Origin of the sequence: Scandinavium tedordense (assembly GCF_024764965.1) — a bacterium.
Classification (GTDB): Bacteria; Pseudomonadota; Gammaproteobacteria; order Enterobacterales; family Enterobacteriaceae; genus Scandinavium; species Scandinavium tedordense.
On sequence record NZ_JALIGG010000057.1, the window covers coordinates 457,423 to 484,267 of the forward strand.

Consider the following 26,845-nt stretch of genomic DNA (forward strand, 5'->3'; position numbering starts at 1 on the left):
TTTATGCCCGGTGGTGCTGGGCACAGTGGCTCAGAGCGGACTACATATCTCACACCCGGTAAACTGCATCAGCTTCATCTCCCGAAACTGACAGGTCATCGCGTCGTACATGACGATTTTCCCGGCAGCAGGTGTGCCGTAAGCGGCCAGCAGCTTAATGGCTTCCATCGCCTGCATCGAACCAATAACGCCGACCAGCGGGGCCATCACTCCGGCCTCAACGCAGGTGAGGGCGTTTTCACCGAACAGACGGCTCAGGCAGCGATAACACGGTTCGCCAGCCTGATACGTGAACACGCTGATCTGCCCTTCCATACGGATTGCCGCCCCGGACACCAGCGGCGTTTTATGCTGAAAACAGCCTGCGTTGAGCTGATTCCGAATTTGCACGTTATCGGTACAGTCGAGCACCACGTCGTGCGCTGCGATTTGCTCTGCGAGCGCCGCATCGTCGAGCTGGGCATCTATGCAGATAAACTGCACGTGCGGATTGATCCGAGACAGTGAATCGCGGGCAGATTCGACTTTCGGTTGACCAATCCTGGCATCGCTGTGCAGCGTCTGGCGTTGCAGGTTAGACAGCGACACGGTGTCGAAATCGAGCAACGTCATCTGACCCACACCAGCCGCTGCCAGATATTGCGCGGCGGCGCAGCCTAAACCGCCTAAGCCAACAATCAATGCTCGGGAGGCTTTCAGCTTTTCCTGACCGTCAAAGTCGAAACCGCGCAACACGATTTGCCGGTTGTAGCGCAGCATCTCCGCATCACTCAGTTCCATGCTCATTACAGGCCTCCGAACAGCGCGTTAAACGGTTCAACTTCCACCCATTCGCCCGCGTCAACGTTGCCGCGATCGCGTTCCAGCACGATAAAACAATTGCCCTGGCTGAACGAACTGAATACGTGTGAACCCTGATGCCCGGTGGTGGCGACGCTTAAATCACCGTCTGCGTTTCGAGTTAGCACGCCGCGCTGGAAATCGAGACGGCCCGGTGATTTTTTTAGTCGGGTGGTGGTCTGTACCCGCAGACGCGGTGACAGGCCAGAATCCGGATTACCGCTCAGTTTCGCCAGCAGCGGTTGGACCAACTGATAGAACGTCAGCGCGGCCGACACCGGGTTGCCCGGCAAGCCGCAGAACCAGCTGTGGTTCAGTTTGCCGAAAGCAAAAGGTTTGCCAGGCTTGATGGCGAGCTTCCAGAAGGCGATTTCGCCCAGCTCATCGAGAATGGTTTTGGTGTAATCTGCTTCGCCTACCGACACGCCGCCGGAGCTGATAACCACATCGGCCTGCGAATCAGCGGCGATAAAGGCCGCGCGCAGTTTTTCCTGGGAGTCAGGAATAATGCCTAGGTTAATCACCTCACAACCAAGCTGTTCAAGCATCAGATGCACCGCCAGGCGGTTGGTGTCATAAATCTGACCCGCTGCCAGCGGTTCGCCGGGTAACTTTAACTCATCGCCGGTGGAGAACACCGCCACGCGCACTTTGCGCACCACTTCAACCTGTGGAATGCCGAGCGAGGCCAGCACCGGCAGCTCCGCGACGGTCAGGCGTGTGCCGCGCGGGAAGACTGCGCTACCGGCGGTGATGTCTTCGCCGCGGCGGCGAATATTCTGGCCCGCGTTAACGCTGGCGGTGATGCGTACGCCGTTATCGTCTTGTTCGGTTTCTTCCTGCATCACCACTGCGTCGCAGCCTGGCGGTACAGGCGCGCCGGTCATGATGCGCACGCAGGTGCCTGTTGGCCATTCACTGTCGAACGGCTGCCCGGCGAAGGCTTTGCCCGCTAAAGGCAGCGTTTTACCGTCCGCGAGGTCTGTCAGACGCACGGCGTAGCCGTCCATCGCCGAGTTATCAAAGCCCGGCACGTCGAGCGGGGAAACCACATCTTTGGCGGTAATACGACCAAAGGCCTGCATCAGCGGCAGCGTATCGGTGTCAGGCAGCGGGGAAATACGGTCGAGCATTTGCGTCAGCGCCACGTCGAGCGGTATCAGTCCGGCGTTAAAATCCATTACGTTACTCCTGCGACAATTCATCTATTGCGCCCATTATGGCAGAAAAGTGACCGCGACTGTACGTCAGGGGCGCGGATGCCTTTACAGCACTGACAGCGCTTTCTATATTCAAAAATCATATTAATTAATCGGCACAATAATGATATTTATAGAAAAAGCATATTTCAGCCGAAGGGAAGGGCGCAATGAGTAATGCAGCGATCGCCATTCATGGCGGAGCCGGGGCGATAACCCGCGGCAATATGTCGCCAGAACGCGAACAGCAATACGTCATCGCGCTGTCGTCGATAGTCGAAACCGGTCAGAAAATGCTGGAGGCCGGGGCCAGCGCGCTGGACGTAGTGACCGAGGCCGTACGGTTGCTGGAAGAGTGCCCGTTGTTCAACGCCGGAACCGGGTCAGTGTTTACCGCCGATGAAACGCACGAACTCGATGCCTGCGTGATGGACGGCTATTCCCTGCAAGCGGGCGCGGTGGCAGGCATTAAGCATTTACGCAATCCGGTTCTCGCCGCGCGTTTAGTGCTCGAGCAAAGCCCGCACGTGCTGCTAATGGGTGAGGGGGCCGAGAAATTCGCCGTGCAGCACGGGATGGAAAAGGTCAGCAACGATTTGTTCTCCACGCCGGAACGCCTGTACCAACTTCGACAGGCGCAGGCAGCGGGAGAAACGCGGCTCGATCACAGTGATTCGCCGCTGGATGAACAGACAAAAATGGGCACTGTCGGGGCCGTAGCGCTCGATAAAGCAGGTAATCTCGCCGCCGCGACCTCAACCGGCGGAATGACTAACAAATTACCCGGACGCGTGGGCGACAGCCCGCTGCCGGGCGCAGGCTGTTACGCCAATAATGCCAGCGTGGCGGTGTCCTGCACCGGTACCGGTGAAGTGTTTATGCGCACCCTCGCGGCGTACGATATTTCGGCCCTGATGGAATACAGCGATTTAAGCCTGCAGGATGCTTGCGAACGGGTGATCATGGAAAAACTTCCCGCCCTTGGCGGCAGCGGTGGTCTGATTGCGATTGACCGCGAAGGCAACGTAGTGATGCCGTTTAACAGCGAAGGGATGTACCGCGCGTACGCGTACGTCGGCGATACACCTACCGTCGGCATCTACCGGTGACAGGAGGCAGCGTGCCGCACAGCCATGAAATCGACCCCAGCGAAGTGCTGGTGGTGCGTGATTTGAACATTACTTTTCAGCAGGAACAGCAGCCCGTTCAGGCGGTAAAACATCTGTCATTTAGCCTCAAACGCGGCGAGACGCTGGCGATTGTCGGCGAATCCGGTTCGGGGAAATCGGTCACCGCGCTGGCGTTAATGCGGCTGCTGGAGCAGTCCGGCGGTGAGGTGAGCAGCGAAACGCTGATGCTTCGCCGTCGTAACCGCGAAGTGATTGACGTGATAGCCCAAAGCGCGTCGCACATGCGTCACGTGCGCGGGGCGGATATCGCGATGATCTTTCAGGAGCCGATGACATCGCTGAACCCGGTATTTACCGTGGGCGAGCAAATAGCCGAATCTATCCGCCTGCATCAGGGGCTAGGGCGAGATGATGCGCTGAAAGCCGCGAAGAAAATGCTCGATCAGGTGCGAATTCCAGAAGCCGAAACCATTCTGGCGCGCTACCCGCATCAGCTTTCTGGCGGTATGCGCCAGCGAGTGATGATTGCGATGGCGTTGTCCTGTCGACCGGCGGTGCTGATTGCTGACGAACCGACGACCGCTCTGGACGTCACCATTCAGGCGCAAATTCTGCAGCTGATCGACGTGCTGCAAAAAGAGATGGAGATGGGGGTGATTTTTATCACTCACGACATGGGCATCGTGGCGGATATCGCCGACAGAGTGCTGGTGATGTACCGGGGCGAAGCGGTGGAAACCGGCAGCGTCGAGCAAATTTTTCACGCGCCACAGCATCCGTATACCAAAGCGTTACTGGCCGCAGTTCCACGGCTGGGCGCCATGCGTGGCAGCGCGTTGCCGCGCAGTTTCCCGCTGCTGAATACCGACGCCATACCCGCTGAGCAGGACACCGTCGTTCCCGGTGAACCGATTTTGCAGGTGCGTGATTTGGTCACCCGTTTTCCACTGCGCAGCGGCATCCTCAACCGCGTCACCCGCGAAGTCCACGCGGTTGAAAAAGTGAGTTTCGATTTGTGGCCAGGCGAAACGCTGGCGCTGGTGGGCGAATCTGGTTCCGGGAAATCGACGACCGGGCGCGCGCTGTTACGGCTGGTGGCGTCGCAAAGTGGCAACATTACATTCAACGGGAAACGCATCGATACGTTGCCGGACAACCAACTTCAGCCGCTGCGGCGCGACATCCAGTTTATTTTTCAGGACCCGTGGGCCTCGCTCGATCCGCGGCAAACCGTCGGCTATTCAATTCTTGAGCCGCTGCGGGTGCATAACATGCTGCCGGAAGCGGATGCCCGGCGTCGGGTGGCGTGGCTGCTCGAACGCGTCGGGCTACAGCCGGAGCACGCCTGGCGTTATCCGCACGAATTTTCCGGCGGCCAGCGTCAGCGAATTTGCATCGCCCGCGCGTTGGCGCTCAACCCAAAAGTGGTGATTGCCGATGAAGCGGTGTCCGCGCTGGACGTGTCAATACGCGCGCAGATCATCAACCTGCTGCTCGATTTGCAGCGGGAAATGGGCATGGCGTACCTGTTTATTTCCCACGATATGGCCGTGGTTGAGCGCATCAGCCATCGCGTGGCGGTGATGTACCGCGGGCGAATTGTCGAAATTGGCCCTCGTAATGCCGTATTTGAAAACCCGCAGCACCCGTATACCCGCAAGCTGATGGCCGCCGTGCCGGTGGCTGACCCGACGCACCATCGACCGCAGCGCGTACTGCTGTCCGACGAGATGCCCGGCAATATTTATCCGCGGGGAGAAGAGATTGCCAGCGTGCCGCTGGTTCAGGTTAGCCCAGGGCATTTTGTCGCCCGGGACGAGACCCCCAGCGCACTGTCGCGCCTATAACAATCAGGAGAACAACATGACACAACATATTTCAGGTAAATGGCTGCTGGCACTGGGTGTTGTTTCCGCCCTGGCCGCCGCACCTGCGTTTGCGGCTAAAGATGTGGTGGTGGCGGTGGGCTCGAATTTCACGACGCTCGACCCGTATGACGCGAACGACACGCTATCTCAGGCAGTGGCGAAGTCGTTCTATCAGGGGCTGTTTGGTCTTGATAAAGACATGAAAATGCACAACGTGTTGGCGGAAAGCTACACGGTGTCAGATGACGGGTTGGTTTACACCCTCAAACTGCGTACCGGGGTAAAGTTCCAGGACGGGACCGATTTCAACGCCGAGGCGGTGAAAATCAACCTCGATAGGGCCAGCAACCCGGACAACCACCTCAAGCGCTATAACCTGTACAAGGATATCGCCAGCACCGAAGCGGTCGATCCGCAGACGGTGAAAATCACCCTCAAACAGCCGTTCTCGGCATTTATCAACATTCTGGCACACCCGGCGACGGCGATGATTTCCCCGGCGGCGATCAAAAAATTCGGCAAGGATATCGGCTTCCATCCGGTGGGCACCGGGCCGTATTCGCTCGAGACCTGGAACCAGACTGACTTTGTGAAGGTGAAGAAATTTGCCGGCTACTGGCAGAAAGGCCTGCCAAAACTCGATACCATCACCTGGCGTCCGGTCGTTGATAACAATACCCGCGCGGCGATGCTGCAAACCGGTGAAGCGCAGTTTGCGTTCCCTATCCCTTACGAGCAGGCCCCACTGCTGGAAAAAAACAGCAAGCTGGAGCTGGTGGCGAGTCCGTCAATTATGCAGCGCTACATCAGCATGAACGTGACGCAAAAACCGTTTGATAACCCGAAAGTGCGGGAGGCGATCAACTACGCCATCAACCGTCAGGCATTGGTGAAAGTGGCCTTTGCCGGTTATGCGACCCCGGCGACCGGCGTGTTGCCGCCGTCGATTGCGTATGCTCAAACGTATAAAGCGTGGCCGTACGATCCGGCGAAAGCCCGCGAACTGTTGAAAGAAGCCGGTTTCCCGAATGGGTTCAGCACCACGCTGTGGTCGTCGCATAACCACAGCACCGCGCAAAAAGTGCTGCAATTTACACAGCAGCAGCTGGCGCAGGTGGGTATCAAGGCGAAGCTGACGGCGATGGACGCGGGCCAGCGTGCGTCAGAAGTCGAAGCAAAAGGGCAGAAAGAGAGCGGCGTAAGAATGTTCTACACCGGCTGGTCGGCCTCGACCGGTGAAGCAGACTGGGCGCTGTCACCGCTATTTGCCTCGCAAAACTGGCCACCAACGCTGTTTAACACCGCGTTCTATAGTAATCCGCAAGTGGACAAAGACCTTGCCGGGGCACTGAAGACCAATGATCCGAAAGAGAAAGAGCGTCTGTACAAAGAGGCTCAGGACACCATCTGGAAAGAGTCCCCATGGGTTCCGCTGGTGGTGGAAAAACTGGTTTCTGCACACAGCAAAAACCTGACCGGGTTCTACATCATGCCGGATACGGGCTTCAGCTTTGACGAGGCGGATTTAACGCAGTGACCGATTTGACCCTCACCCTAACCCTCTCCCTAAAAGGGAGAGGGGACAGACCTGCGCGTTCTTGTTTTCTCTCACTCTCCCGTTACGGGCGAAGGGAGAAAACCGTGTGTGCCTTTTTTCCCCCTGGTTTCCTCTATGGGCGAAGGAAGAAAACCGCGTGTTCCTTTTTTCCCTCTGGCTTCCTCTATGGGCGAAGGGAGAAAACCGCGTGCTCCTTTTTTCCCTCTGGTTTCCTCTATGGGCGAAGGAAGAAAACCGCGTGCTCCTTTCTTCCCCCTGGTTTCCTCTATGGGCGAAGGAAGAAAACCGCGTGCTCCTTTTTTCCCTCTGGTTTCCTCTGTGGGCGAAGGGAGAAAACCGTGTGCTCCTTTCTTCCCCCTGGCTTCCTCTATGGGCGAAGGGAGAAAACCGTGCGATCCTTTTTTCCCCCTCGCCCCTTTGGGGAGAGGGTCGGGGTGAGGGGCGGCGATGCTTAACTACGTCATTAAACGTCTTTTCGGGCTGATCCCGACGCTGCTCATCGTGGCGGTGCTGGTTTTTCTGTTCGTGCACCTGCTGCCCGGCGATCCCGCGCGTTTGATTGCCGGGCCGGAGGCGGATGCCCAAGTCGTGGCGATGGTGCGCCAACAGCTGGGGCTCGACCAGCCGCTGTACGTTCAGTTTGGGCACTACATCGTCAACGTTTTGCAGGGCGATTTTGGCACCTCGATGGTATCGCATCGTCCAGTGTCGGAAGAGATTGCCAGCCGTTTCATGCCAACGCTGTGGCTCACGCTGTGCAGCATGGTCTGGGCGGTGATTTTCGGCATGGCGATGGGCGTGGCGGCGGCCGTCTGGCGTAACCGCTGGCCGGACAGGCTCGGCATGGCGATTGCCGTCACCGGTATTTCCTTCCCGGCATTCGCGCTGGGCATGCTGCTGATGCAAGTCTTTTCCGTTGAACTGGGCTGGCTGCCGACTGTGGGAGCGGACAGCTGGCGGCATTACATTCTGCCGTCAATCACCCTCGGTGCTGCGGTGGCAGCGGTGATGGCCCGTTTCACGCGAGCGTCATTCGTCGATGTGCTCAACGAGGACTACATGCGCACCGCACGGGCCAAAGGGGTGAGCGAAACGTGGGTAGTGCTCAAACACGGCTTGCGTAACGCGATGATCCCGGTGGTGACCATGATGGGTCTGCAGTTTGGTTTTCTGCTCGGCGGCTCAATTGTGGTCGAAAAAGTCTTTAACTGGCCGGGGCTTGGGCGCCTGCTGGTGGATTCGGTGGAGATGCGCGACTATCCGGTGATTCAGGCGGAAGTGCTGCTCTTTTCGCTGGAATTTATTCTCATCAATCTGGTGGTGGATGTGCTGTATGCCGCCATCAACCCGGCTATCAGGTACAAGTAAGTGCGACTGTTAAACTGGCGACGTCAGGCAATTATGAACGCTCTGCCCGGAGTGGCTCCCGGACAGGTGCGCACGCCGTGGCATGAATTCTGGCGCAAATTCCGTAATCAGCCGGTGGCGATGGCTGCTGCGGTGTTTGTTGTGCTGCTGATCGTGGTGGCCTTTTTGGCACCGTGGATAGCGCCATTCGATGCGGAAAACTACTTCGATTACGACCGGCTGAACGAAGGCCCGTCGATGATGCACTGGTTTGGCGTGGATCCCCTCGGACGCGACATTTTCAGCCGCGTGCTGGTCGGGGCGCGCATTTCACTTGCTGCAGGCGTGTTTGCGGTGCTGATCGGCGCTGTTGTCGGCACGGTGTTGGGGCTGCTTGCGGGTTATTATGAAGGCTGGTGGGACCGCGTCATCATGCGTATCTGCGACGTGCTGTTTGCCTTCCCGGGCATTCTGCTGGCGATAGCTGTAGTGGCGGTAATGGGCAGCGGCATGGCGAATGTCATCATCGCGGTGGCGATATTCTCCGTTCCGGCGTTTGCGCGCCTGGTGCGCGGCAACACGCTGGTGCTCAAACAGCAGACGTTTATCGAATCGTCACGCAGCATCGGTGCCAGCGACAGTACGATCCTGTTCCGCCATATTTTGCCCGGTACCGTATCGTCGATTGTGGTCTATTTCACCATGCGTATTGGCGTGTCGATAATCTCTGCGGCCAGCCTGTCGTTTCTGGGCCTCGGCGCACAGCCGCCGACCCCGGAATGGGGCGCGATGCTCAACGAAGCGCGAGCGGATATGGTGATGTCGCCGCATGTGGCGCTGTTCCCGGCGCTGGCGATATTTCTGACGGTATTAGCGTTTAATCTGTTGGGTGATGGCCTGCGCGATGCGCTGGATCCGAAGATAAAAGGGTAGGTGCCACGATTCGCTTCTCCCTCTTGAGCCCATTCTTGAGGGAGAGATAATAACGATAAAGGTTAATCCATTTTATGCTCACGCTGCGTAACCAGACGCAATTGAGGCAGCGCATTAATGGGGGGTTGCCCGCTCTCCATTGCATTCAGGATGGCATCGGCTAATGCTTCACCTAACGATGTAAAAGGGATATCAAACCCTGTCGGCTTGACCGGCAGGAAAGAGGAAAGGTCGCTACTGAAAACACCTGCAAAGAATGGATAATGACAGTGCTGTTGCCGAGCATAAAAGCTTGCTCCCAACATTTGAATATCGCTTAAGAAGATAATGTAATCAGGCGGGACAGGCAGCGAATGAAAGTAGCGTAGCGCCTCATATCCAGAGACTTCACTTAGCTCACCGTGAAACAGATACTCTTCGTTCACCGGCAGATCATTTTGAACTAATGCTTCGCGCCAGGACTGAGTAAAGATCGCACCCTGAGAGCTCTCTTGTCCGAGTGTGACCAGCGCAATATGCCTAAAACCCGCTTGTTTTCCCTGTTCCACTGCCCTTGAGGCAACATTGGAAAAATCCAAATCAACCCAGTTAAATGCACCATTTAACGTCGCGCTGCGTCCCAGAGTCGCAAACGGAAATTGGCTCTGATGCAGGTACTCAATGCGAGGATCGTGGAGCAGGGTGTTGGTGAGGATCACCGCGTCAGCCTTATGCTGCTCGATAATTCGCTGTAACCACAGTTTCTCATCTTCTTCATCCAGTGCCAGATGCAGGATAGTATCGATATCGTGCCGACGCAGCCTTGCTTGTAAGCCCGCCGCGACACGCATGAAAAAGGTGGCCGTGTAGAAATTATCCCGTTCACCGGGAGGCAGCAGCAGTGCGACCGTATTCACCTTGCCTTTACGAAGGTTTCTACCCGCAGCATTAGGACGGTAGCCGTAGTGCTTTGCCGCCTCCAGCACGCGTTTTTGCGTCGCCACACTCACTTCCGGGTGACTGTTAAGCGCTCTCGATACTGTGGCTATAGAGAGATCTAATATTTTCGCCAGCTCTTTGATATTCACAAATACATTCCCCTGAATATGGACATTTATGCCATATCTATATCGTGCCTTGCTCACTTTATCCGTATGGGATAACTGTCGCATAAATATATCATAAGTTCCTCTGTTGAGTTAATTAATGACATGAAGATCACAGTTATAAGCGAAGCTGAGCAGGGTGGGTCTAATCTTCTATTGACAACTGCATGAATGTTTATCAGGATCGGAAACGTTTCCGGAATCATTGTAAAAATGCCTGATAAATAACATGAGGTCACGATGAATACCCTACAAATTAAAGATAACTCGATCTACTGGTCATGGAATGGATATTACCTTGCCATTCTTCCCTGGGGAAAAGACAGCTTACGTATTCTATCGGGAATTCAACCCGACATTGGCGAAATTCCGCGCTGGGCGCTACTCGAAAAACCCGAAATTGAAGTATGCTTCGAGCATACAGAATCCAGCTTGACGCTTATTAACGGAAAGGTCAGCGCAACCGTGGATCAACAAGGTCGGGTTGCATTTTACAACCAAAGAAAAGAGTGTTTGCTCGAAGAGTTATGGCGTCAAAGAGATAACGGGGAACATTTTTGGAATGCAGGTCATGCTGCACAAAAGAAAATAAGTGCGTTAAAAATATCTGGGCGAGAAATAAAACCATCCGTCGGTAATGCGATGGAAATAAATGTCAGATTCGAATCTAATCCAGATGAAAAAATATGTGGGATGGGGCAGTATCAACATGCTTTTGTCAATTTAAAAGGATGTTCAATTGAACTGGCCCAACGAAACTCACAAGCCAGTGTCCCCTTCATGGTATCGAGTTTAGGTTATGGTTTTTTATGGAATAATCCTGCCGTTGGTGAGGCTGTTTTCGCGAATAATGAAACGCGCTGGCATGCTCAATCAACCTCCCGAATCGATTACTGGATAACTGCCGGAGATACACCGGCAGAGATCATTAAAAATTATGCCAATGTGACGGGTAAACCCCCGTTAATGCCTGAGTTTGCCCTCGGATTATGGCAATCGAAATTACGCTATCGCACTCAGCATGAATTGTTGAGCGTGGCGCGCGAATACCGTGATCGTGGTATTCCTCTGGCGGTGATTGTTGCGGATTTCTTCCACTGGCCGGTGCAGGGCGACTGGCGGTTCGACTCCCGTGAATGGCCAGACCCCGCGGCAATGACCGCAGAGCTCAAGGATATGGGTACTGAATTGATGGTTTCTGTGTGGCCGACGGTGGATGTCAAAAGCGAAAACTATGCAGCGATGAACGAGCAGGGTTTATTAGTCAACACCCGCAAAGGGCTCAACATCAATTTTGATTTTCTCGGCAACAGTCGCTTTATCGACCCCACTAATCCGCTGACACGAAAATTCGTTTGGGATGTATGTAAAAAGAACTATTTCGACCAGGGGGTGAATCTGTTCTGGCTTGACGAAGCTGAGCCAGAATATGGGGTCTATGACTATGATAACTATCGCTATCATATCGGAAGTACCCTCGAAACCGGGAACATCTATCCGTTGCATTATACCGAGGCATTCTATGACGGGTTGCAGGCTGCCGGTCAGACGAGTCCTGTGAATCTTGTGCGCTGTGCCTGGGCGGGGAGTCAGCGTTTTGGCGCTCTTGTTTGGTCTGGCGATATTCACTCTTCATTTGAATCTATGCGTAATCAACTATGCGCAGGCCTCAGCATGGGGATGGCGGGCATTCCCTGGTGGACGACAGATATCGGAGGCTTTCACGGCGGAGATGTCAGTGACCCGGCATTTCATGAGCTACTTATTCGCTGGTTCCAGTGGGCGGTATTCAGCCCTGTTTTACGTATGCATGGTCATCGTGATCCGATTACTGAACCTGAAATTCCTTATCGGGACGGTATTGCGCAATGTAATACCGGCGCGGGTAATGAGCTGTGGAGTTTTGGCGAACCAACCTTCACCATCCTGAGTCGTTATGCTGCACTGCGGGAGAGACTACGTCCCTACCTTCGTATGTTGATGCAGCAGGCTCATGAAACCGGAGAGCCACTCATGCGCCCACTCTCGTACCACTATCCCCACGATGAACAGGCCTGGCAGATAACCGATGAGTATCTGTTTGGCGAGGATTTGCTGGTGGCTCCAGTGGTCAATGCGGGAGATCGCGAACGGCTGGTGTGGCTGCCTGGCGACACCTCGTGGGTCGATGTGGCAACGGGTGAACGTTATGCTGGTGGACAATCGATTTGTGTCTCAGCCCCACTGGATACGTTGCCCTTGTTTGCGCGTGAAGGCGCAGACGTGCTGACAATCGTTCGTCAATCCTGCTAGCGAAAAGTGGAGAGCACGATGAGTGGAATATCTGAAGAGATCGGCACGGCAAAAAGCTCAAGTGAACTGGCAAGACTCTCAGTCAGTGAAAAAATGGGCTACGGACTGGGGGATGCCGGTGGCACTATCGTTACCGGGCTTATTTCGAATTTTTTAACCTTTTTCTATACCGACATCTTTGGACTAACCCCTGCGGTGGTCGGTACGCTGTTTCTGGTTCTGCGTGTGATAGATGCCGTGTCTGATCCGCTGATTGGGATTGTGGCCGATCGCACATCCACCCGGATGGGGCAGTTTCGGCCCTTTATTCTGTGGACCGCTGTTCCACTGGGATTGATTGCGTTTCTGACCTTCAGCGTTCCGGATTTGGCCTACCACTGGAAGCTGCTGTATGCAGTTGTCACCTACTTTTTACTTTCGGTTCTCTATTCGCTGAACAACGTTCCGTACTGTGCGTTGGTCACGAAAATCACGACCAACCCGCTGGAGTTAGTCTCATGCCAGTCATGGCGCTTCGCACTCTGTGGCGTGGCAGGATTTGCCGTATCGGTGGGGCTGCCCATTATGGTGGACTACTTTGGTCAGGGTGATCCTGTGCGCGGCTATCAATATGGTGTCGGGGTGCTCTCTTGTCTGGCCGTCATTATGTTTTTGCTATGTTTTTACGGTGTTAAAGAACGCGTGGTAGCGAAAGTTAATCATACTTTCAACCTGCGTGAGAGCCTGAAAAGTATCCGGCATAATGATCAGTTATTGCTGACGTTTATCATGTCGTTACTGATCATCAGTATCTTCAATACCAAAGGCGGGGCTGCACTCTATTTCATCACTTATGTATTGCATGGAGACGCAACCTATACTTCGCTGTTCTTTGGAATGGCAACCCTGGGCGGGATCGCCGGTTCGATTCTGGTGCAGTACCTGACCCGCAGATTTGAAATTCGACGCATCTACTTCTGGGTCAATGTGGTACTGGCATTGGCGCACTTTGCGGTTGCGTTTGTTCCTGGCACGGCGACCACTCTGTGGCTGGGTTTGGTCTTTATCTGCTGTGTGGTGCTAGGTTTTATATTGCCGATGCATTTTACGCTCGTGACCTTTGCTGATACTTACGGTGAATGGAAATCTGGCCGTCGCTCATCAGGCATGAACTTTGCCTTCAATCTGTTTTTCGTCAAGCTGGCGTGGGCGGTGGCTGGAGTGATAGTGAGTGTGACACTGACTATCGTGGCTTATCGGTCTGGTGCCGACAATCAGACATCTGCATCACTCGCGGGTATCACGATGCTATCCACGGTGATACCGGGTGTACTGCATATGTTGCTGGCTATCACGGTCCGCTTTTTCAGGATCGATAATCAGTTAGTTGCGCGAATGGAACAGGAATTAGGCCGATAGTAACCTTAGCCTGTCTTGTTGCGCATCGCGTGCAGGCCTGAACCCTCCGGGGGAGGCGACTCCCCCTCATGGTTAAGTTTTTGTAAAAATCCCGTCCACACTCGACACGCTGGCTACCCTTAACGCAATCGCCGTAAAAGGAGCCAGCCATGCACCGTTTTGCTCTGAGTTTACTTCTGGGATCTCTGCTGCTTTCGCCGGCGCTGTACGCCGCCGATGTTCGGGTCGATGTATTGCAGCGCAAGCTCGATCACCCATGGTCGATGGCATTTTTACCGGACAACAAAGGTCTGCTGATCACCCTTCGAGGCGGGCAGTTGCGCCTCTGGCAGCAAGGGAAAGGATTGTCCGACCCGATTGTTGGCGTACCGCGCGTGTGGGCCAACGGGCAGGGCGGGCTGCTGGATGTCGCCTTACCCCCTGATTTCGCGCAATCTCGGCGAGTCTGGCTGAGCTATGCCGAAGTGGGCGATGATGGCAAAGCGGGCACTGCCGTGGGTTACGGGCGGCTGAACGATGATCTTACGCACATCGATGCCTTCAAGGTGGTGTTCCGCCAGACGCCGAAACTCTCAACCGGGAATCACTTTGGCGGACGGCTGGTGTTCGATGGCAAAGGCTACCTGTTTATTGGTCTGGGCGAAAATAACCAGCGTGCGACGGCGCAGGAACTCGATAAATTGCAGGGCAAAGTGGTACGTCTGACGGATCAAGGCCAAGCCCCGGCGGATAATCCGTTTGTGAATCAGCCCGGTGCGCGGCCTGAAATCTGGTCTTACGGCATTCGTAATCCGCAGGGCATGGCGATGAACCCATGGAGCGATACACTGTGGATGAACGAGCATGGCCCGCGCGGGGGTGATGAAATTAATATCCCGGAGCGTGGTAAAAACTACGGCTGGCCGTTAGCGACACACGGTATCAACTACAGCGGTATGCCGATCCCGGAAGCGAAAGGCGAAAAAGTAGCGGGAACCGAAACGCCACTGTTCTTCTGGGAACACTCCCCGGCGGTGAGCGGCATGGCGTTCTATAACGCCAGTACCTTCCCGCAATGGCAGAAGAAATTGTTTATCGGCGCGTTGAAGGATGAGAACGTTATTGTGATGAACGTTGACGGAAATAAAGTTACCGAGGAAGGACGCATTCTGGGTGACAGAAAGCAGCGCATTCGTGATGTGCGCGTTGGACCCGACGGCTATCTGTATGTGTTAACCGACGAGTCCGATGGCGAGCTGTTGAAGGTCAGCCCGCAATCCTGAGCATCAGGTGACCGGGATCATCACCACGTTCTGGAACGCCGGACGGCGCGACAGCTGTTGATACCAGCGCTGTAAGTTCGGGTGCGGTTGCCAGGTTTTGACCGTTTCCAGCAGGTTGTAAATAAACGGTGCAACGGCAATATCGCCCACGCCAAATTCGTCACCGGAAAGCCACGGCGATTCGGCAAGCGCCGCATCCAGAATGGTTAACAGCTTTTCACACTGGGCAATGCCTGCGTCAATTGCCGCGTGGTCACGCTCCTCTGGCGGCGTGCGAACCAGCCCCATCAGGATAACGCGGTGGGCCGGGGAGAGTGAACCATTGGCCCAGTCCATCCATTTTTCACCCTGCGCGCGTTTGGCAGGATTGGACTGCCACAGGCTGTGTTGCCCATACTGCGCGACCAGATAGCGCACGATGGTGTTCGATTCCCACAGCGTAATCTGCTCGGCATCGTCATGCAGCAGCGGCACAAGGCCATTCGGATTTTTAGCCAGATAGTCAGCGTCGTGATTGAGGCCGAATTCAAGCCCGGCCAGGATCTGATCGTAAGTAAGGTTAAGCTCTTCCAGCGTCCAGCGGACCTTTTTGACATTTGTTGAGTTGTTTCTGCCCCACAGCGTAATCATATAAACTCCGGTAAACAGCGCATCAATAAAGGTTCATGGTCGGTTAATTTCAACATTCGCACAACCGTGATCAAAAAAAACGCCCACTTTTAAGCACAACGCGGCGTTCTTGCGTAAACTTTAAAAACTTTACCAACGCATTGTTTCTTTAAGGTCATTTCTACGTTATTACTCAGCGCCTGTTGTTACACGGCGTCAGTGACGTAGCGTGTTTTTTGGAATGGATACTTGGGTGGCTCTTATGACGCGTACAGTTGTTTCTCCCCGCGGCCTGGCGGCAGGCTCTTTGCTTTTACTTCTCGTGGCTCCTGGCATTCAGGCGGCTGAAGCTGTTCAACAACCGGACGCTCCACCGGTCGATGCCAAAGCGTGGATCCTGATGGATTATGCCAGCGGCAAAGTGCTTAGCGAGGGCAACGCCGATGACAAGCTTGATCCGGCCAGTCTGACGAAAATCATGACCAGCTATGTCGTGGGTCAGGCGATTAAAGCAAACAAAATCAAAATGACCGATATGGTCACCATCGGCAAAGATGCGTGGGCGACGGGTAACCCAGCGCTGCGCGGTTCGTCGGTGATGTTCCTGAAGCCTGGCGATCAGGTGTCGGTAGAAAACCTCAATAAAGGGGTCATTATTCAGTCCGGAAATGACGCCTGTATCGCCCTTGCGGATTACGTGGCGGGCAGCCAGGACTCCTTCATCAGCCTGATGAACAGCTATTCGCAAAAGCTGGGCCTGACAAATACCACGTTCAAAACCGTTCACGGCTTGGATGCGCCGGGACAGTTTAGTACCGCGCGAGATATGGCCTTGCTGACCAAAGCGATGATCCACGACGTGCCGGATGAGTACGCCATTCACAAAGAAAAAGAGTTCACGTTCAATAACATCAAGCAGCCGAACCGCAACCGTCTATTGTGGAACAACAGCCTGGGCGCTGATGGCGTGAAAACGGGCACGACGGCGGGTGCAGGATATAACCTGGTCTCGTCAGCGAAGCAGGGCGATATGCGTCTGATTGCGGTGGTTCTCGGCACCAAAACGGACCGGATCCGATTTAATGAATCCGAAAAACTGCTGACATGGGGCTTCCGTTTCTATGAAACCGTCACCCCTATCAAACCGGATGCAACGTTCATTGAGCAACGCGTATGGTACGGCGACAGCAGCCAGGCCAAGCTCGGCGCGGGTGAGGCCGGTTCCATCACGCTGCCACGCGGACAGCTGAAAAACCTGAAAGCCAGCTACGCCCTGAACGAACCTCAGCTGACGGCACCGCTGAAGAAAGGACAGGTAGTGGGCACCATCGACTTCAAGCTGAATAACAAAACCATCGAACAGCGTCCGCTGATCGTCATGGAAGCGGTAAATGAAGGCAGCTTCTTTAACCGAATGGTGGATTTCGTTCTGATGAAATTCCACCAGTGGTTTGGCAGCTGGTTCTCATGATCGATCGTATAGCAGCGTGATCCCATGCTGCTTTGCCAGCGCCGTCAGTTCATCATCCGGACGGCGGTCGCTGGCTATTACGTTAAAGCGGCTCAACTCTCCCATTCTCGCCGGACGTACCTTTCCAAATTTGCTGTGATCGACCACCAGTACATGGCGCTGTGCGCTGGCTAACGCCCAGTGTTTCACCGGCAATTCATCGAGATTAAAACAGGTTGCGCCGTGCTGCATATGCACGCCCGCCGCAGAATAAAACGCGATATCGGGGCACAGATGGCTCAGGGTGTCCTGCGGGCTAAGCGGTTTGAAAATGGCGTTGCTGGCATGAAATTCGCCGCCGCACAGAATGGCGCGGCACAGCGGTTTTTCCTGCAAAGAGAGAAAGGTATTCAGGGAGTAACACACGCCGGTAAACGGCAGTTCGTCATCAATGGCGTCGATAATCCATGGCGTGGTGGTGCCGCAGTCGAAAAACGCCATCTGGTGAGCTTTCAGTAATTTTGCCGCATGACGCGCGGCCTGGCGTTTTTCATCCACCAGGCGCGTTTTCTGATCGCTGAGTAAATAATGGCTGGCACTGCGGGGCTCCAGCACCACGTATCCACCGAGTAATACCACGGGCCCGCTGTGGCTGTTCAGGTCACGGCGAATCGTCATCTCAGAAACACCCAGCAGGGCTGCCGCTTCTTTTAGATGGAGCTTATCGCTACGTTTAAGAGCCTGAATAAGCTGACTGATTCGCTCATCGCGCCGTGTTTCCATATTACCCCTGTAAACCGAAACGCCCTCTGCGTCAGGCAGAGGATCTGGCTGCAATTTTACCTGCGCATCCGGTCTTAGTCACGTATCCAACCTTTGCGGATAGGCATCGAGAAGCAAAAACGGTACATGGCTTGCAAACGTTGATAAATAGTCTGACCGAAAAGTACCCACATTATCTGCGCTGCGAGACAACCGCTCAGTCCGGCAAGGAAACCGCCGACCATATCCAGCGGCCAGTGCACACCGAGATACACGCGGGACCAGGCAATCGCTCCGCCGACAACCAACAACACAACACCGGACCACAGGCGATGCCAGAACATAAACGCCAGGGCGAAAGTGAAAATCACCGTACCGTGGTCGCTTGGGAAAGAGTCATCCGCCGCGTGATGCAGGAAGTTATAGCCCACACCGTCGACAAAAGGCCTGTCATGCGGGAAGACGTGTCCGACAATCCATGACATCGTCAGGCTGACACCAATCGCCATTCCCACCTTGATAACTAACTGGCGCTGAGCGCAGACCTGCGCGCGCGGGCCCCACAGCCACAGCACCACGGCCAGAAGGGGGACGATGTTAATCAGATCTTTGGCGATAAACGTCGCCATCGAAATCATCCACTGCGGCGACGCCGGGGTGGCGTTGATCCAGTAAAACAGCGAGTAATTCAAATTTTCCAGCATATCTTGCGGACTCTTACAGTTTGATGACGATGTTCACCTTAAAAATCGTGGCCGGAGCGGTAAAGGGGGATTGTCTTAAATGTCCGGTGGTTACGATTTCTGTTCCGGCAGCGTTTACAATTCTGCTTGCAGAATCGCAGTATAGGGCCCCGAACTTAAGCGAACCTTAAACAAGTGAAATTGTGCTGTAACAGGATGTTTTCCGTACTTTTTGCTATCGCCTTTTCACATCATTCATTACACTTCACGCGATTTTGAAACCTTTAAGAGATTGCATGCACAACTCTTCACTTTCCGGTAAACGCCTCGGTCGCCAGGCGTTACTTTTCCCGCTCTGTCTGGTGCTTTACGAATTCTCTACCTATATCGGCAACGACATGATCCAACCGGGCATGTTGACGGTGGTCGGGCAGTTCAACGCCGGGATGGAATGGGTACCGACATCGATGACCGCCTATCTTGCGGGCGGCATGTTCTTACAGTGGCTGCTGGGGCCGCTGTCGGACCGTATTGGCCGCCGTCCGGTGATGCTCACCGGCGTGGTGTGGTTCATTATTACCTGCCTCGCGACGCTGCTGGCGCAAAATATTGAACAGTTCACCCTTCTGCGTTTCCTGCAAGGGATAAGCCTGTGCTTTATCGGTGCGGTGGGGTACGCCGCGATACAGGAATCGTTCGAGGAGGCGGTGTGCATCAAAATTACCGCGCTGATGGCGAACGTAGCGCTGATGGCGCCGTTGCTGGGGCCGCTGGTGGGGGCCGCCTGGGTTCACGTCGCGCCGTGGGAAACCATGTTTGTGCTGTTTGCGGTGCTGGCGCTAATTTCATTTTTCGGCTTGCAACGGGCGATGCCGGAAACAGCGACCCGTCTGGGCGAAAAACTGTCCCTGAAAGAGCTGGGCCACGATTATGGTCTGGTACTGAAAAATCTGCGTTTTGTTGCCGGAGCGCTGGCTATTGGATTTGTCAGCCTGCCGCTGTTGGCGTGGATTGCGCAATCGCCGGTAATTATTATCAGCGGCGAACATGCCACCGCGTATGAATACGGCATGTTACAAGTGCCGATTTTTGGTGCGCTGATTCTCGGTAACCTGGCGCTGGCGAAGCTGACCTCACGTCGCAGCGTGCGCTGGTTGATTATTGCTGGTGGCTGGCCGATTGTGGCGGGACTGATGCTGGCTGCTGCGGCAACGGTGGTCTCCACGCATGCCTATCTGTGGATGACCGCAGGCCTGAGCGTTTATGCCTTCGGGATTGGCCTGGCGAATGCTGGGCTGGTGCGTTTGACGCTGTTCGCTAGCGACATGAGCAAAGGCACGGTATCGGCGGCGATGGGCATGTTGCAGATGCTGATTTTCACCGTCGGCATTGAAGTCAGCAAACACGCTTACCAGTTCGGTGGCAATGGCCTGTTCAGCGTGTTTAACCTCGCGAATGGCATTATCTGGCTGGGGCTGATTGTCTACTTCCTGAAAGATAAAACGGTCGGTGATTCGCAGCAGTAGGGCGGAAGTTGCGCCCGGCGACGCAAGGTCTGCCGGGCCAACGGATTAATGGAACGGCGCTTCCCGATTCAAAACCTGATCAATCACCTGCAACACGCCTTCTTCGTTATTATGCGGCGCACGATGATTAGCCGCCGCAATGGCCGCCTCATTCGCATTCTGCATCGCAAAACCAAACCCGGCCTGACGCAACATTTTGAGGTCATTGCCGCTATCGCCAAAGGTCACCACTTCGCTGTCTTCGATGCCCCAGCGCTGCTGCAACAGGCGCAGGCCATTGGCTTTATGCACGCCGGGTATGATTAAGTCGATATTGCCGTGGCCGGTTGTAATCGCGGTCATCACATCGCCCACGCCTTCGTGCAGTGCTTTTTGTACGTCAGGCACCAGGCGGTCGGGCAGGTTGAGACCAAATTTCAGGAACGTATCGTCAAGATTATCGAAACTGTCGACCAGCTCAAGGCGATGGTAATACCGCGCGGCCATCGCTTTGAGTTTGTCGTCATAACGGTTCAATGTGTAGGCGCTGCGCTTGCCGCAGGCGATGATTTCCACGTCCGGCAGGGTATGCAGAAAATCGACTACTTTTTTGAAATGCGTCTGCGACAGCTCGCAGTTGAATACGTCCTCGCCCGCATCCCGCACCCAGCCGCCGTTTTCGGCAACAAACGCGATTTCATCAGCAATTTCTGGAAAGAATGAAATCAGCTGCCAATACTGGTTTCCACTGGCGACCACAAAGCGAATGCCCTGTGCCTTCATCTGCTGATATTGGGCGAGAAACCGCGCCCGGTTATAGCGTTTCTCATCGCTGAGAAAGGTACCATCCATATCTACGGCAATCAGTTTAATAGTCATCACGCACGCTCCGTCACAGGTTCAGATTCAGGTTTTGCCACCGCGCGAGCCACCAGCGCGGCGACGATGACCAGGGATAACACCGCCAGCATGGCGCTGCGCAGTCCGTAATGTTCGCCAAGGAAACCGAGCAGCGGCGGGCCAACCAGGAACGCCAGATAGCCGGTGGTGGCGACGACGCTGACGCGGGTAGGTGCGTCCGGGCCGGTATCACTGGCGGCGGAAATGGTCAGCGGGAAGCCAAGCGAAGCGCCCAGTCCCCAGAGAATGACCGACACGCCGGCGACCCAATCGACGTCGACGAAGATAATCAGCGCGATGCCGAGTGCACCCATAATGGCGCTGGCGCGAACCACCGCGACGCGACTGTAGCGGTCAATAAACCAGCCGCCGGTAAAGCGTCCGACGGTCATACCGAGGGTAAAGCCTGCGTAAATCAATGAACCGGAGGTCGGGCTGAAGCCGTGACCATCAACCATCAGCAGCGGAAGCCAGTCGTTGGCTGACCCTTCTGCAAATGCCATTGCCAGCACCACCACGCCAATCAACATCAGCTGACCGTCACGATAGAACGGCACGCCTTTCTGGTGATGGGCGCTGTTCTCGGCGGAGTTTTTACCGGTACCGTCCGGAATGGCTTTAATGGCAATAATAATGGGTGCGATGCCGCAGAGCGCAGCCAGCAGAATATGGATGGTGGCCGACAGGCCAAACGCCGTCAGCGCCATGCCGATACCCGCGCCGACCAGCGTGCCGAGGCTGTAGAAGCCGTGCATCATCGGTAGCACGGTTTTGTTCATCTCGCGTTCAACCGCCGCACCTTCCACGTTAATCGCCACCTCGGCAGAGCCGAAGCTGGCGCCAAACACCATCAGGCCGAAGGCGAAAAATAAGGGGGACGCGAGCCACAGTGCCAGGCTGAGCATCACCATACCCACCAACGCGCAGGACATGGTGGTGCGGATAACTTTGCGCGTACCAAAGCGTTTTACCAGCCACGCGGAACAAAGAATGCCGCTCATCGAACCTATCGACAGACCGAACAGTACGATGCCCATTCCGGCCGTATTCACCGAGAGAACGTCGCGAATGGCGGGTGTGCGCGTGGCCCACGATGCCATCAACAGGCCCGGTAAAAAGAAAAACATAAACAGCGCCCACATGCGCAATTGCAGGGCCTGGCGGGAGGAATGCGACGTCATCCGTAAACTGCCTGTAGAAAAAGAGGGAGAGACAACACTAGCAAGGTTGTGTACATTTGTACACAAATCGTAAGAGGAAAAATTATGGCCCGCCGACCGAACGATCCGCAGCGCCGGGAGAGGATCCTGCATGCAACGCTGGACACCATCGCCCGCCACGGTATCCAGGCCGTGACGCACCGTAAAATCGCCAGCTGTGCCGATGTGCCGCTCGGTTCAATGACCTATTATTTCAGCGGGATAGATGCGCTGCTGGAGGAAGCTTTCACCGGTTTTACCGATGAAATGCTGGCGCAGTACAAAGCGTTTTTTGCAGACGTCACGTCGCCGCAGGAAGCCTGCGATGCGATCACCCAGTTAATCTTCAGCGCTCAGGTGACGACGACGCGAAACATGGAGGTAATGTATCAGCTTTATGCGTTTATTGGCTGCAAACCGGCGCTGAAAAACATCATGCAAAACTGGATGCAGCACAGCCAGCAGGTGCTTGAGCAGTGGTTTGACCCGGCAACGGCCCGCGCGCTGGATGCATTTATCGAAGGTATGACGCTGCATTTCGTTACCGACCGAGCGCCGCTTGGCAAGGTGGACATCCGCCAGATGGTGGGCAGAATTGCGGCGATATAACGCCGGGGCGCGTCAGCTGGTGGTTGCGCCCGCCGTCATATTTACCACCGTCGCCGTCATGGCGCTGGCAGAATCCGAGGCCAGAAATGTCATCACGTCAGCGACGTGCGCAAGCGTAGGCAGCCGCTTGAGCATCGTGCTCTGCGCCGCGCCGTCCAGCCACTGGTCCACCGTGAGTCCCATCGCCTGCGCTTTTGGCGTGAAAATTTCCCCGGTATACGAACCCGCCTGAACCGCATCGACAATCGCGTGCGAGCGCACGCAAATGGCGCGGATATTGTTCGGGCCCAGCTCGCTGGCGAGGGCTTTCACAAAGGCTTCCGTCCCGGCGCAGCCGACGATATGGCCGAGATGATTCGGCATCACCATCCCACCCGCCGGAGCAACGACCGTCAGGAATACGCCCGCCCGATCGCCACCCATAAACGGTACGACCGCTTTTGAAATCGTGAACAGCGCCGACAAAAATGGATCGAACCCTTGCCTGAATTCGGCCAGCGACAACGCAAAAATATTTTTACCCTGATCGTGCATAAAGCCGGTGGCATTCACCACCACATCAAACCCACCGGTCTGTTGAGCCAGTTGCGCCGTTTTATCTACGGTGATTTGCTCGTCGAGAACGTCCATCACCGTGGTGTCAATTGTTCCACCCGCAGAGCGGACGCTGTTCGCCACCCGGTCCAGCTTATCCTGATACCGGGCAACAAGATGCACATGCGCACCTTCCCGCGCCATCGCCTGCGCAACCGCGCTGCCAATCGCGCCGCTGCCCCCGAAAATCACCACGACTTTGCCCTGAAGTAACATCGCGTTTCCTCACACATTTGCCGGACCTGCCAAAAGTATGGGTAATAACGGGGCTGACGCAAGGCGAGGCGAGTCGTCAAATCTTGCGACATACTCAGGGTTTCGTCAGACGCATCACCTTATCGTTAACCCTGAATCAGGAGCACACGTTATGAAAGCAGAGATGAAAGGTGGAATTGATATCGCGCTCAAAGTGCCGTCGCATCAGTATCAGCAGACGTTGGATTTCTATCGCAACACGATTGGGCTGGAGGAAATCACGGATAAAGCACCGGCCACCGGGTTTATCCTCGGCCCAAACCGATTGTGGATTGATGAAGCCCCGGCAATGAGCCAGGCCGAGATCTGGCTGGAATTGTTCACCCCTGATTTTAAACACGCTGAAAAGCATCTGGCAGAGCAGGGAGTCACCCGCTGCGATAGCGTCGAGCTTTTACCTGAGGGATTTAAGGGCGGATGGATTATGAGCCCGTGCAATATTGTGCATATGGTGAGAGAACCAGAAGCCTGGTGAACGGCTTCTGGTTTAGACGGAGTGCATCAGAGCGTGCCCGTGCCACCGTCGGAGCACCACACCTGACCTGACGCATATGAGCAGGCATCTGAGGCCAGGGTGACATACAGCGGCGCGATCTCGACGGGCTGGCCGGGACGTCCCAATGGCGCACTTTTACCAAACTCGCGGACCTTTTCCTGCGGCTGACCTCCGCTGGACTGAAGGACGGTCCAGTATGGTCCCGGCGCAACCGCATTCACCCGGATATTTTTCGGCCCAAGCTGCTTCGCCAGCGCTTTGGTAAATACCGCCAGGCAGGCCTTGGTCTGGGCATAATCCAGCAAAATGGCGCTGGGCTGATATGCCTGAACAGAGGATGTATTAATGATCGAAGCCCCTGATTTTAGGTGCGATAGCGCCGCCCTGGTTATCCAGAATGGCGCATACACATTGGTTTTAAATGTCGCATCAAATGCCTCGGTGGTGAGATCTTCGAGGGACTCACAATATTGCTGACGACCCGCATTGTTCACCAGAATATCCAGTCCGCCCAACGCACTGACGGCATCATCAACCAGTGATTTACAGAAGGCTTCATCCCGAATATCTCCGGGCAGCGCGACGGCGTTTTTGCCTTCGGCTTTTATCAGAGCAATGACGTCATCAGCATCAGCCGCTTCCTCTGGCAAATAATTGATGGCGACATCGGCACCTTCCCGGGCGAACGCAATGGCGACAGCCCGGCCAATGCCCGAGTCTCCCCCGGTAATCAGCGCCTTCTTGCCCGCCAGCCTGCCGGTGCCGACATAACTGGTTTCGCCATGATCGGGTTGCGGTGTCATCTCAGACGCGAGGCCAGGCGCTTCCTGAGGTTGTTCTTTAAATGGTGGGGTTGGGAACTGGCTTAATTGATCTGAATGATGGCTCATAGCACCTCCTCAAAACGTAAACTTTAAGCTTAGTCGCCCAGACTTCGGCTTATAAATTAGCGTGCTTTTTTCAGAGGATTCTCGGCGAGAAAGAGTGCTTAAGCCGATGATAAATATGAAAGATGGACGCGTGCAAGGTGACTACTTTTAAAGCACCTCAGATTTCAGGCAACAAAAAACCCATTTATGTAAACGGGTTAGTAAAAACAATGACTTGTAACATATTCAATAAGTTAGGTTGGTGGTGAGAAGTGACGATTAGGGGGTAATGCCAACCGCTGCCGCCACTTTGTCGCCACCAATCCTAGAATTTATAGTTTTTATTTCCAATCCTAAGTTTTTATAAAATCTAATCCGCTAAATCGCTCGCTGTTTGAACATCTAAAAAACATAATCGAAGTAAATTCAAAGAGTTGGGTGCGATTTCTTTGTTTCTAGCTAGAGGCATCTTTCGATGGTGTCTGCAATGGAACCATAGCCATGTTCCCTTAAAATTCTCACAAATACCTCCCATGGGGGAATATTACTTTCGTACGACCTTCCTGGTCCAGCATACATGCCACCTCCCGGACCATTGTATAGACCACCGCCCGGGCCCGTATAGAGTCCACCGCCTGGTCCAGTATACAAGCCACCACCCGGTCCATTGTATAAACCGCCTCCTGGTCCCGTATAAAGTCCACCGCCAGGGCCGGTATACATTCCTCCGTTAGGGCCTGTATACATTCCGCCGTTTGGGCCCGTATAGGCGCCCCCATTAGGCCCTGTATAGAGTCCACCACCTGGTCCGGTATAACGTCCGCCACCTGGTCCTGTATACTGATTTCTTGGCCACATAGTTAACACTCTCCTTTGGATCATCCTCATTGATGACCAATAAAGGTATAAACCAAAGCCTCTAAAAATATGTTGTTAGATTTCTGAATTTGTGAGCGATGACAATGGATTGAATCGAAGGGCTGTTTCGAGATGATCAGGAGCAAGGTGAGCATATCGCATAGTCATTTTGATGTCGTGGTGACCCAGGATTTTCTGTAAGGCAAGGATATTCCCGCCGGACATCATAAAGTGTGCTGCGAACGTATGGCGCAGAACGTGGGTTAGCTGACCGCGCGGAAGGACAATAGAGGTTTTCTCCATCACCGACATAAACTGAAAATAGCAGTCCGTGAAGAACTTGAAGCCGTCAAGGGCAACGATTTCTTCATACAGCTCTTTGCTGATCGGAATGCTACGGTTCTTTTTACCTTTGGTCCTGACAAACGTGATTCGGTACTTTGTGACCTGGGAGCGAGTGAGGTTCACAGCTTCGCGCCAGCGTGATCCGGTGCTCAGGCAGATTTTGACAACCAAAGCGAGAAGGGGACTTTGACGGTGGCAATCGTCCAGTAGTTCTGTTATTTGCTCATGCGTTAGCCAGGCCATCTCTTTTTCGGCGATGGTGAATTTGCGCATGTTCTCCAGTGGGTTCGGTGCGCTCCATTCTCCAAGCCGGGCCAACTCGCTAAATACTCCGCTTAGATAGCTTTGTTCCAGATTGATAGTGACCGGACTGGCCCCATTCTTCCATTTCTCGCTGAAATAGATTTCTCCTGTCAGGCGCTTATCGCGGTAATGTGCGAATATTTTGGAACTAAGGTCTGTAGCGAGGGGATTTCCGAGGGCATCAACCATCAGGATCAGCTTGTCATAAACATGCTCACCAGCGGTCAGGGATTTACCGTGCAGTTTGAACCAGAGTTCTACGACGTCTTTGAGTGTCCGGCGATCAACTGACTCACCCAACCACGGCTTGGCTTCTGTCTCATCCATGGTGTGCCGTTCAAAAGCCATTGCCTCGCCTTTGGTGGCGAACTGCTTACGCACACGACGCCCACTGCGTCCGGCGGGGTAGCATTCGCAAATCCATTTTCCTGTGTCGAGTTTTCGTACTGCCATAAAAAAGCCCTCATATCTGAGGGCTAAATTTAACTGTATATGC

Annotated in this window: 23 protein-coding genes; 12 read left to right on the top strand and 11 right to left on the bottom strand. The window is 54.6% G+C overall.

What is annotated here, in order from left to right:
* Positions 1 to 30: 30 nt before the first annotated feature.
* Entirely contained in the window at positions 31 to 786 is a 756-nt protein-coding gene (moeB, locus tag MUU46_RS18060; RefSeq protein WP_159754007.1) for a molybdopterin-synthase adenylyltransferase MoeB, read from the bottom strand.
* Positions 786 to 2,021, bottom strand: a complete 1,236-nt coding sequence (gene moeA, locus MUU46_RS18065; RefSeq protein ID WP_258966229.1) for a molybdopterin molybdotransferase MoeA — start codon at positions 2,019 to 2,021, stop codon at positions 786 to 788. The genes moeB and moeA overlap by 1 nt, the downstream gene beginning before the upstream one ends.
* Positions 2,022 to 2,209: 188 nt before the next feature.
* Here moeA and iaaA point away from each other — a divergent pair, with 188 nt between their 5' ends.
* The 5 genes from iaaA (at position 2,210) to gsiD (ending at position 8,875) form a co-directional block, all read left to right on the top strand.
* The gene (gene iaaA, locus MUU46_RS18070) at positions 2,210 to 3,148 is read left to right on the top strand and encodes a beta-aspartyl-peptidase (RefSeq protein ID WP_258966230.1); all 939 of its coding nucleotides are present in this window, start codon (positions 2,210 to 2,212) and stop codon (positions 3,146 to 3,148) included.
* Between the two features lie 11 nt (positions 3,149 to 3,159).
* Positions 3,160 to 5,016 carry a glutathione ABC transporter ATP-binding protein GsiA gene (gsiA, locus tag MUU46_RS18075; RefSeq protein ID WP_258966231.1) on the top strand — a complete coding sequence of 619 codons (1,857 nt, stop codon included), beginning with the start codon at positions 3,160 to 3,162 and terminating at the stop codon, positions 5,014 to 5,016.
* Between the two features lie 16 nt (positions 5,017 to 5,032).
* Positions 5,033 to 6,574: a glutathione ABC transporter substrate-binding protein GsiB gene (gsiB, locus tag MUU46_RS18080; protein ID WP_258966232.1), complete on the top strand. Its 1,542-nt coding sequence runs from the start codon at positions 5,033 to 5,035 to the stop codon at positions 6,572 to 6,574.
* A 468-nt stretch (positions 6,575 to 7,042) separates the two neighbouring features.
* Entirely contained in the window at positions 7,043 to 7,963 is a 921-nt protein-coding gene (gsiC, locus tag MUU46_RS18085; RefSeq protein WP_159753992.1) for a glutathione ABC transporter permease GsiC, read from the top strand.
* The gene (gene gsiD / locus MUU46_RS18090; RefSeq protein ID WP_258966233.1) at positions 7,964 to 8,875 is read left to right on the top strand and encodes a glutathione ABC transporter permease GsiD; all 912 of its coding nucleotides are present in this window, start codon (positions 7,964 to 7,966) and stop codon (positions 8,873 to 8,875) included.
* 62 nt (positions 8,876 to 8,937) lie between these two features.
* Here the strand turns inward: gsiD and MUU46_RS18095 are convergent, their stop codons facing one another.
* Complete coding sequence (locus MUU46_RS18095) at positions 8,938 to 9,942, bottom strand: LacI family DNA-binding transcriptional regulator (RefSeq protein WP_159753987.1); 1,005 nt, start codon at positions 9,940 to 9,942, stop codon at positions 8,938 to 8,940.
* 258 nt (positions 9,943 to 10,200) lie between these two features.
* On the opposite strand from MUU46_RS18095, the gene MUU46_RS18100 reads away from it, so the two are divergent.
* From MUU46_RS18100 to MUU46_RS18110, 3 genes are all read left to right on the top strand, one after another.
* A complete protein-coding gene (locus MUU46_RS18100) occupies positions 10,201 to 12,252 on the top strand; it encodes a glycoside hydrolase family 31 protein (protein WP_258966234.1) in 2,052 nt (683 codons plus the stop codon).
* Positions 12,253 to 12,270: 18 nt separating this feature from the next.
* On the top strand, positions 12,271 to 13,650 hold the full coding sequence (locus MUU46_RS18105; RefSeq protein WP_258966235.1) for an MFS transporter: 1,380 nt from the start codon (positions 12,271 to 12,273) through the stop codon (positions 13,648 to 13,650).
* Between the two features lie 149 nt (positions 13,651 to 13,799).
* Complete coding sequence (locus tag MUU46_RS18110) at positions 13,800 to 14,912, top strand: PQQ-dependent sugar dehydrogenase (protein ID WP_258966236.1); 1,113 nt, start codon at positions 13,800 to 13,802, stop codon at positions 14,910 to 14,912.
* 3 nt (positions 14,913 to 14,915) lie between these two features.
* On the opposite strand, the gene MUU46_RS18115 is transcribed toward MUU46_RS18110, so the two are convergent.
* Entirely contained in the window at positions 14,916 to 15,542 is a 627-nt protein-coding gene (locus MUU46_RS18115; RefSeq protein ID WP_258966237.1) for a glutathione S-transferase family protein, read from the bottom strand.
* 241 nt (positions 15,543 to 15,783) lie between these two features.
* Here MUU46_RS18115 and dacC point away from each other — a divergent pair, with 241 nt between their 5' ends.
* Positions 15,784 to 16,992, top strand: coding sequence for a serine-type D-Ala-D-Ala carboxypeptidase (gene dacC / locus MUU46_RS18120; protein WP_159753975.1), 1,209 nt, complete (start codon positions 15,784 to 15,786; stop codon positions 16,990 to 16,992).
* Here the strand turns inward: dacC and deoR are convergent.
* Together deoR and ybjG are read right to left on the bottom strand one after the other, a co-directional pair.
* Entirely contained in the window at positions 16,987 to 17,754 is a 768-nt protein-coding gene (deoR, locus tag MUU46_RS18125) for a DNA-binding transcriptional repressor DeoR (RefSeq protein WP_258966238.1), read from the bottom strand. The genes dacC and deoR overlap by 6 nt on opposite strands.
* 74 nt (positions 17,755 to 17,828) lie before the next feature.
* Positions 17,829 to 18,437 carry an undecaprenyl-diphosphate phosphatase gene (ybjG, locus tag MUU46_RS18130; protein WP_258966239.1) on the bottom strand — a complete coding sequence of 203 codons (609 nt, stop codon included), beginning with the start codon at positions 18,435 to 18,437 and terminating at the stop codon, positions 17,829 to 17,831.
* 275 nt (positions 18,438 to 18,712) lie between these two features.
* Between ybjG and MUU46_RS18135 the strand changes: the two genes are divergently transcribed.
* On the top strand, positions 18,713 to 19,942 hold the full coding sequence (locus tag MUU46_RS18135) for an MFS transporter (protein ID WP_258966240.1): 1,230 nt from the start codon (positions 18,713 to 18,715) through the stop codon (positions 19,940 to 19,942).
* Positions 19,943 to 19,987: 45 nt separating this feature from the next.
* Here the strand turns inward: MUU46_RS18135 and MUU46_RS18140 are convergent, their stop codons facing one another.
* On the bottom strand, positions 19,988 to 20,800 hold the full coding sequence (locus MUU46_RS18140; protein ID WP_258966241.1) for a Cof-type HAD-IIB family hydrolase: 813 nt from the start codon (positions 20,798 to 20,800) through the stop codon (positions 19,988 to 19,990).
* The gene (locus MUU46_RS18145) at positions 20,800 to 22,002 is read right to left on the bottom strand and encodes an MFS transporter (protein ID WP_159753963.1); all 1,203 of its coding nucleotides are present in this window, start codon (positions 22,000 to 22,002) and stop codon (positions 20,800 to 20,802) included. The genes MUU46_RS18140 and MUU46_RS18145 overlap by 1 nt, the downstream gene beginning before the upstream one ends.
* 84 nt (positions 22,003 to 22,086) lie before the next feature.
* Here MUU46_RS18145 and MUU46_RS18150 point away from each other — a divergent pair, with 84 nt between their 5' ends.
* The gene (locus MUU46_RS18150) at positions 22,087 to 22,629 is read left to right on the top strand and encodes a TetR/AcrR family transcriptional regulator (RefSeq protein ID WP_258966242.1); all 543 of its coding nucleotides are present in this window, start codon (positions 22,087 to 22,089) and stop codon (positions 22,627 to 22,629) included.
* Between the two features lie 12 nt (positions 22,630 to 22,641).
* Here the strand turns inward: MUU46_RS18150 and MUU46_RS18155 are convergent, their stop codons facing one another.
* Positions 22,642 to 23,439, bottom strand: a complete 798-nt coding sequence (locus MUU46_RS18155) for an SDR family NAD(P)-dependent oxidoreductase (RefSeq protein ID WP_258966243.1) — start codon at positions 23,437 to 23,439, stop codon at positions 22,642 to 22,644.
* A 151-nt stretch (positions 23,440 to 23,590) separates the two neighbouring features.
* Between MUU46_RS18155 and MUU46_RS18160 the strand changes: the two genes are divergently transcribed.
* On the top strand, positions 23,591 to 23,953 hold the full coding sequence (locus MUU46_RS18160; protein WP_159753956.1) for a hypothetical protein: 363 nt from the start codon (positions 23,591 to 23,593) through the stop codon (positions 23,951 to 23,953).
* A gap of 26 nt (positions 23,954 to 23,979) precedes the next feature.
* On the opposite strand, the gene MUU46_RS18165 is transcribed toward MUU46_RS18160, so the two are convergent.
* Positions 23,980 to 24,864, bottom strand: coding sequence for an SDR family oxidoreductase (locus MUU46_RS18165; protein ID WP_159753954.1), 885 nt, complete (start codon positions 24,862 to 24,864; stop codon positions 23,980 to 23,982).
* A 912-nt stretch (positions 24,865 to 25,776) separates the two neighbouring features.
* Positions 25,777 to 26,802 (bottom strand): phage integrase, encoded by a 1,026-nt coding sequence (locus MUU46_RS18170; protein WP_258966244.1) that lies wholly within the window; start codon positions 26,800 to 26,802, stop codon positions 25,777 to 25,779.
* Between the last annotated feature and the right edge of the window lie 43 nt (positions 26,803 to 26,845).

Coding starts and splice junctions, on each gene's coding strand:
- MUU46_RS18165 (WP_159753954.1), bottom strand. CDS start 24,864: ATGAGCCATCATTCAGATCAATTAAGCCAGTTCCCAACCCCACCATTT.
- iaaA (WP_258966230.1), top strand. CDS start 2,210: ATGAGTAATGCAGCGATCGCCATTCATGGCGGAGCCGGGGCGATAACC.
- dacC (WP_159753975.1), top strand. CDS start 15,784: ATGACGCGTACAGTTGTTTCTCCCCGCGGCCTGGCGGCAGGCTCTTTG.
- MUU46_RS18115 (WP_258966237.1), bottom strand. CDS start 15,542: ATGATTACGCTGTGGGGCAGAAACAACTCAACAAATGTCAAAAAGGTC.
- MUU46_RS18145 (WP_159753963.1), bottom strand. CDS start 22,002: ATGACGTCGCATTCCTCCCGCCAGGCCCTGCAATTGCGCATGTGGGCG.
- moeB (WP_159754007.1), bottom strand. CDS start 786: ATGAGCATGGAACTGAGTGATGCGGAGATGCTGCGCTACAACCGGCAA.
- moeA (WP_258966229.1), bottom strand. CDS start 2,021: ATGGATTTTAACGCCGGACTGATACCGCTCGACGTGGCGCTGACGCAA.
- MUU46_RS18110 (WP_258966236.1), top strand. CDS start 13,800: ATGCACCGTTTTGCTCTGAGTTTACTTCTGGGATCTCTGCTGCTTTCG.
- MUU46_RS18160 (WP_159753956.1), top strand. CDS start 23,591: ATGAAAGCAGAGATGAAAGGTGGAATTGATATCGCGCTCAAAGTGCCG.
- MUU46_RS18150 (WP_258966242.1), top strand. CDS start 22,087: ATGGCCCGCCGACCGAACGATCCGCAGCGCCGGGAGAGGATCCTGCAT.
- MUU46_RS18105 (WP_258966235.1), top strand. CDS start 12,271: ATGAGTGGAATATCTGAAGAGATCGGCACGGCAAAAAGCTCAAGTGAA.
- MUU46_RS18135 (WP_258966240.1), top strand. CDS start 18,713: ATGCACAACTCTTCACTTTCCGGTAAACGCCTCGGTCGCCAGGCGTTA.
- gsiB (WP_258966232.1), top strand. CDS start 5,033: ATGACACAACATATTTCAGGTAAATGGCTGCTGGCACTGGGTGTTGTT.
- MUU46_RS18140 (WP_258966241.1), bottom strand. CDS start 20,800: ATGACTATTAAACTGATTGCCGTAGATATGGATGGTACCTTTCTCAGC.
- ybjG (WP_258966239.1), bottom strand. CDS start 18,437: ATGCTGGAAAATTTGAATTACTCGCTGTTTTACTGGATCAACGCCACC.
- MUU46_RS18170 (WP_258966244.1), bottom strand. CDS start 26,802: ATGGCAGTACGAAAACTCGACACAGGAAAATGGATTTGCGAATGCTAC.
- deoR (WP_258966238.1), bottom strand. CDS start 17,754: ATGGAAACACGGCGCGATGAGCGAATCAGTCAGCTTATTCAGGCTCTT.
- gsiC (WP_159753992.1), top strand. CDS start 7,043: ATGCTTAACTACGTCATTAAACGTCTTTTCGGGCTGATCCCGACGCTG.
- MUU46_RS18155 (WP_258966243.1), bottom strand. CDS start 23,439: ATGTTACTTCAGGGCAAAGTCGTGGTGATTTTCGGGGGCAGCGGCGCG.
- MUU46_RS18100 (WP_258966234.1), top strand. CDS start 10,201: ATGAATACCCTACAAATTAAAGATAACTCGATCTACTGGTCATGGAAT.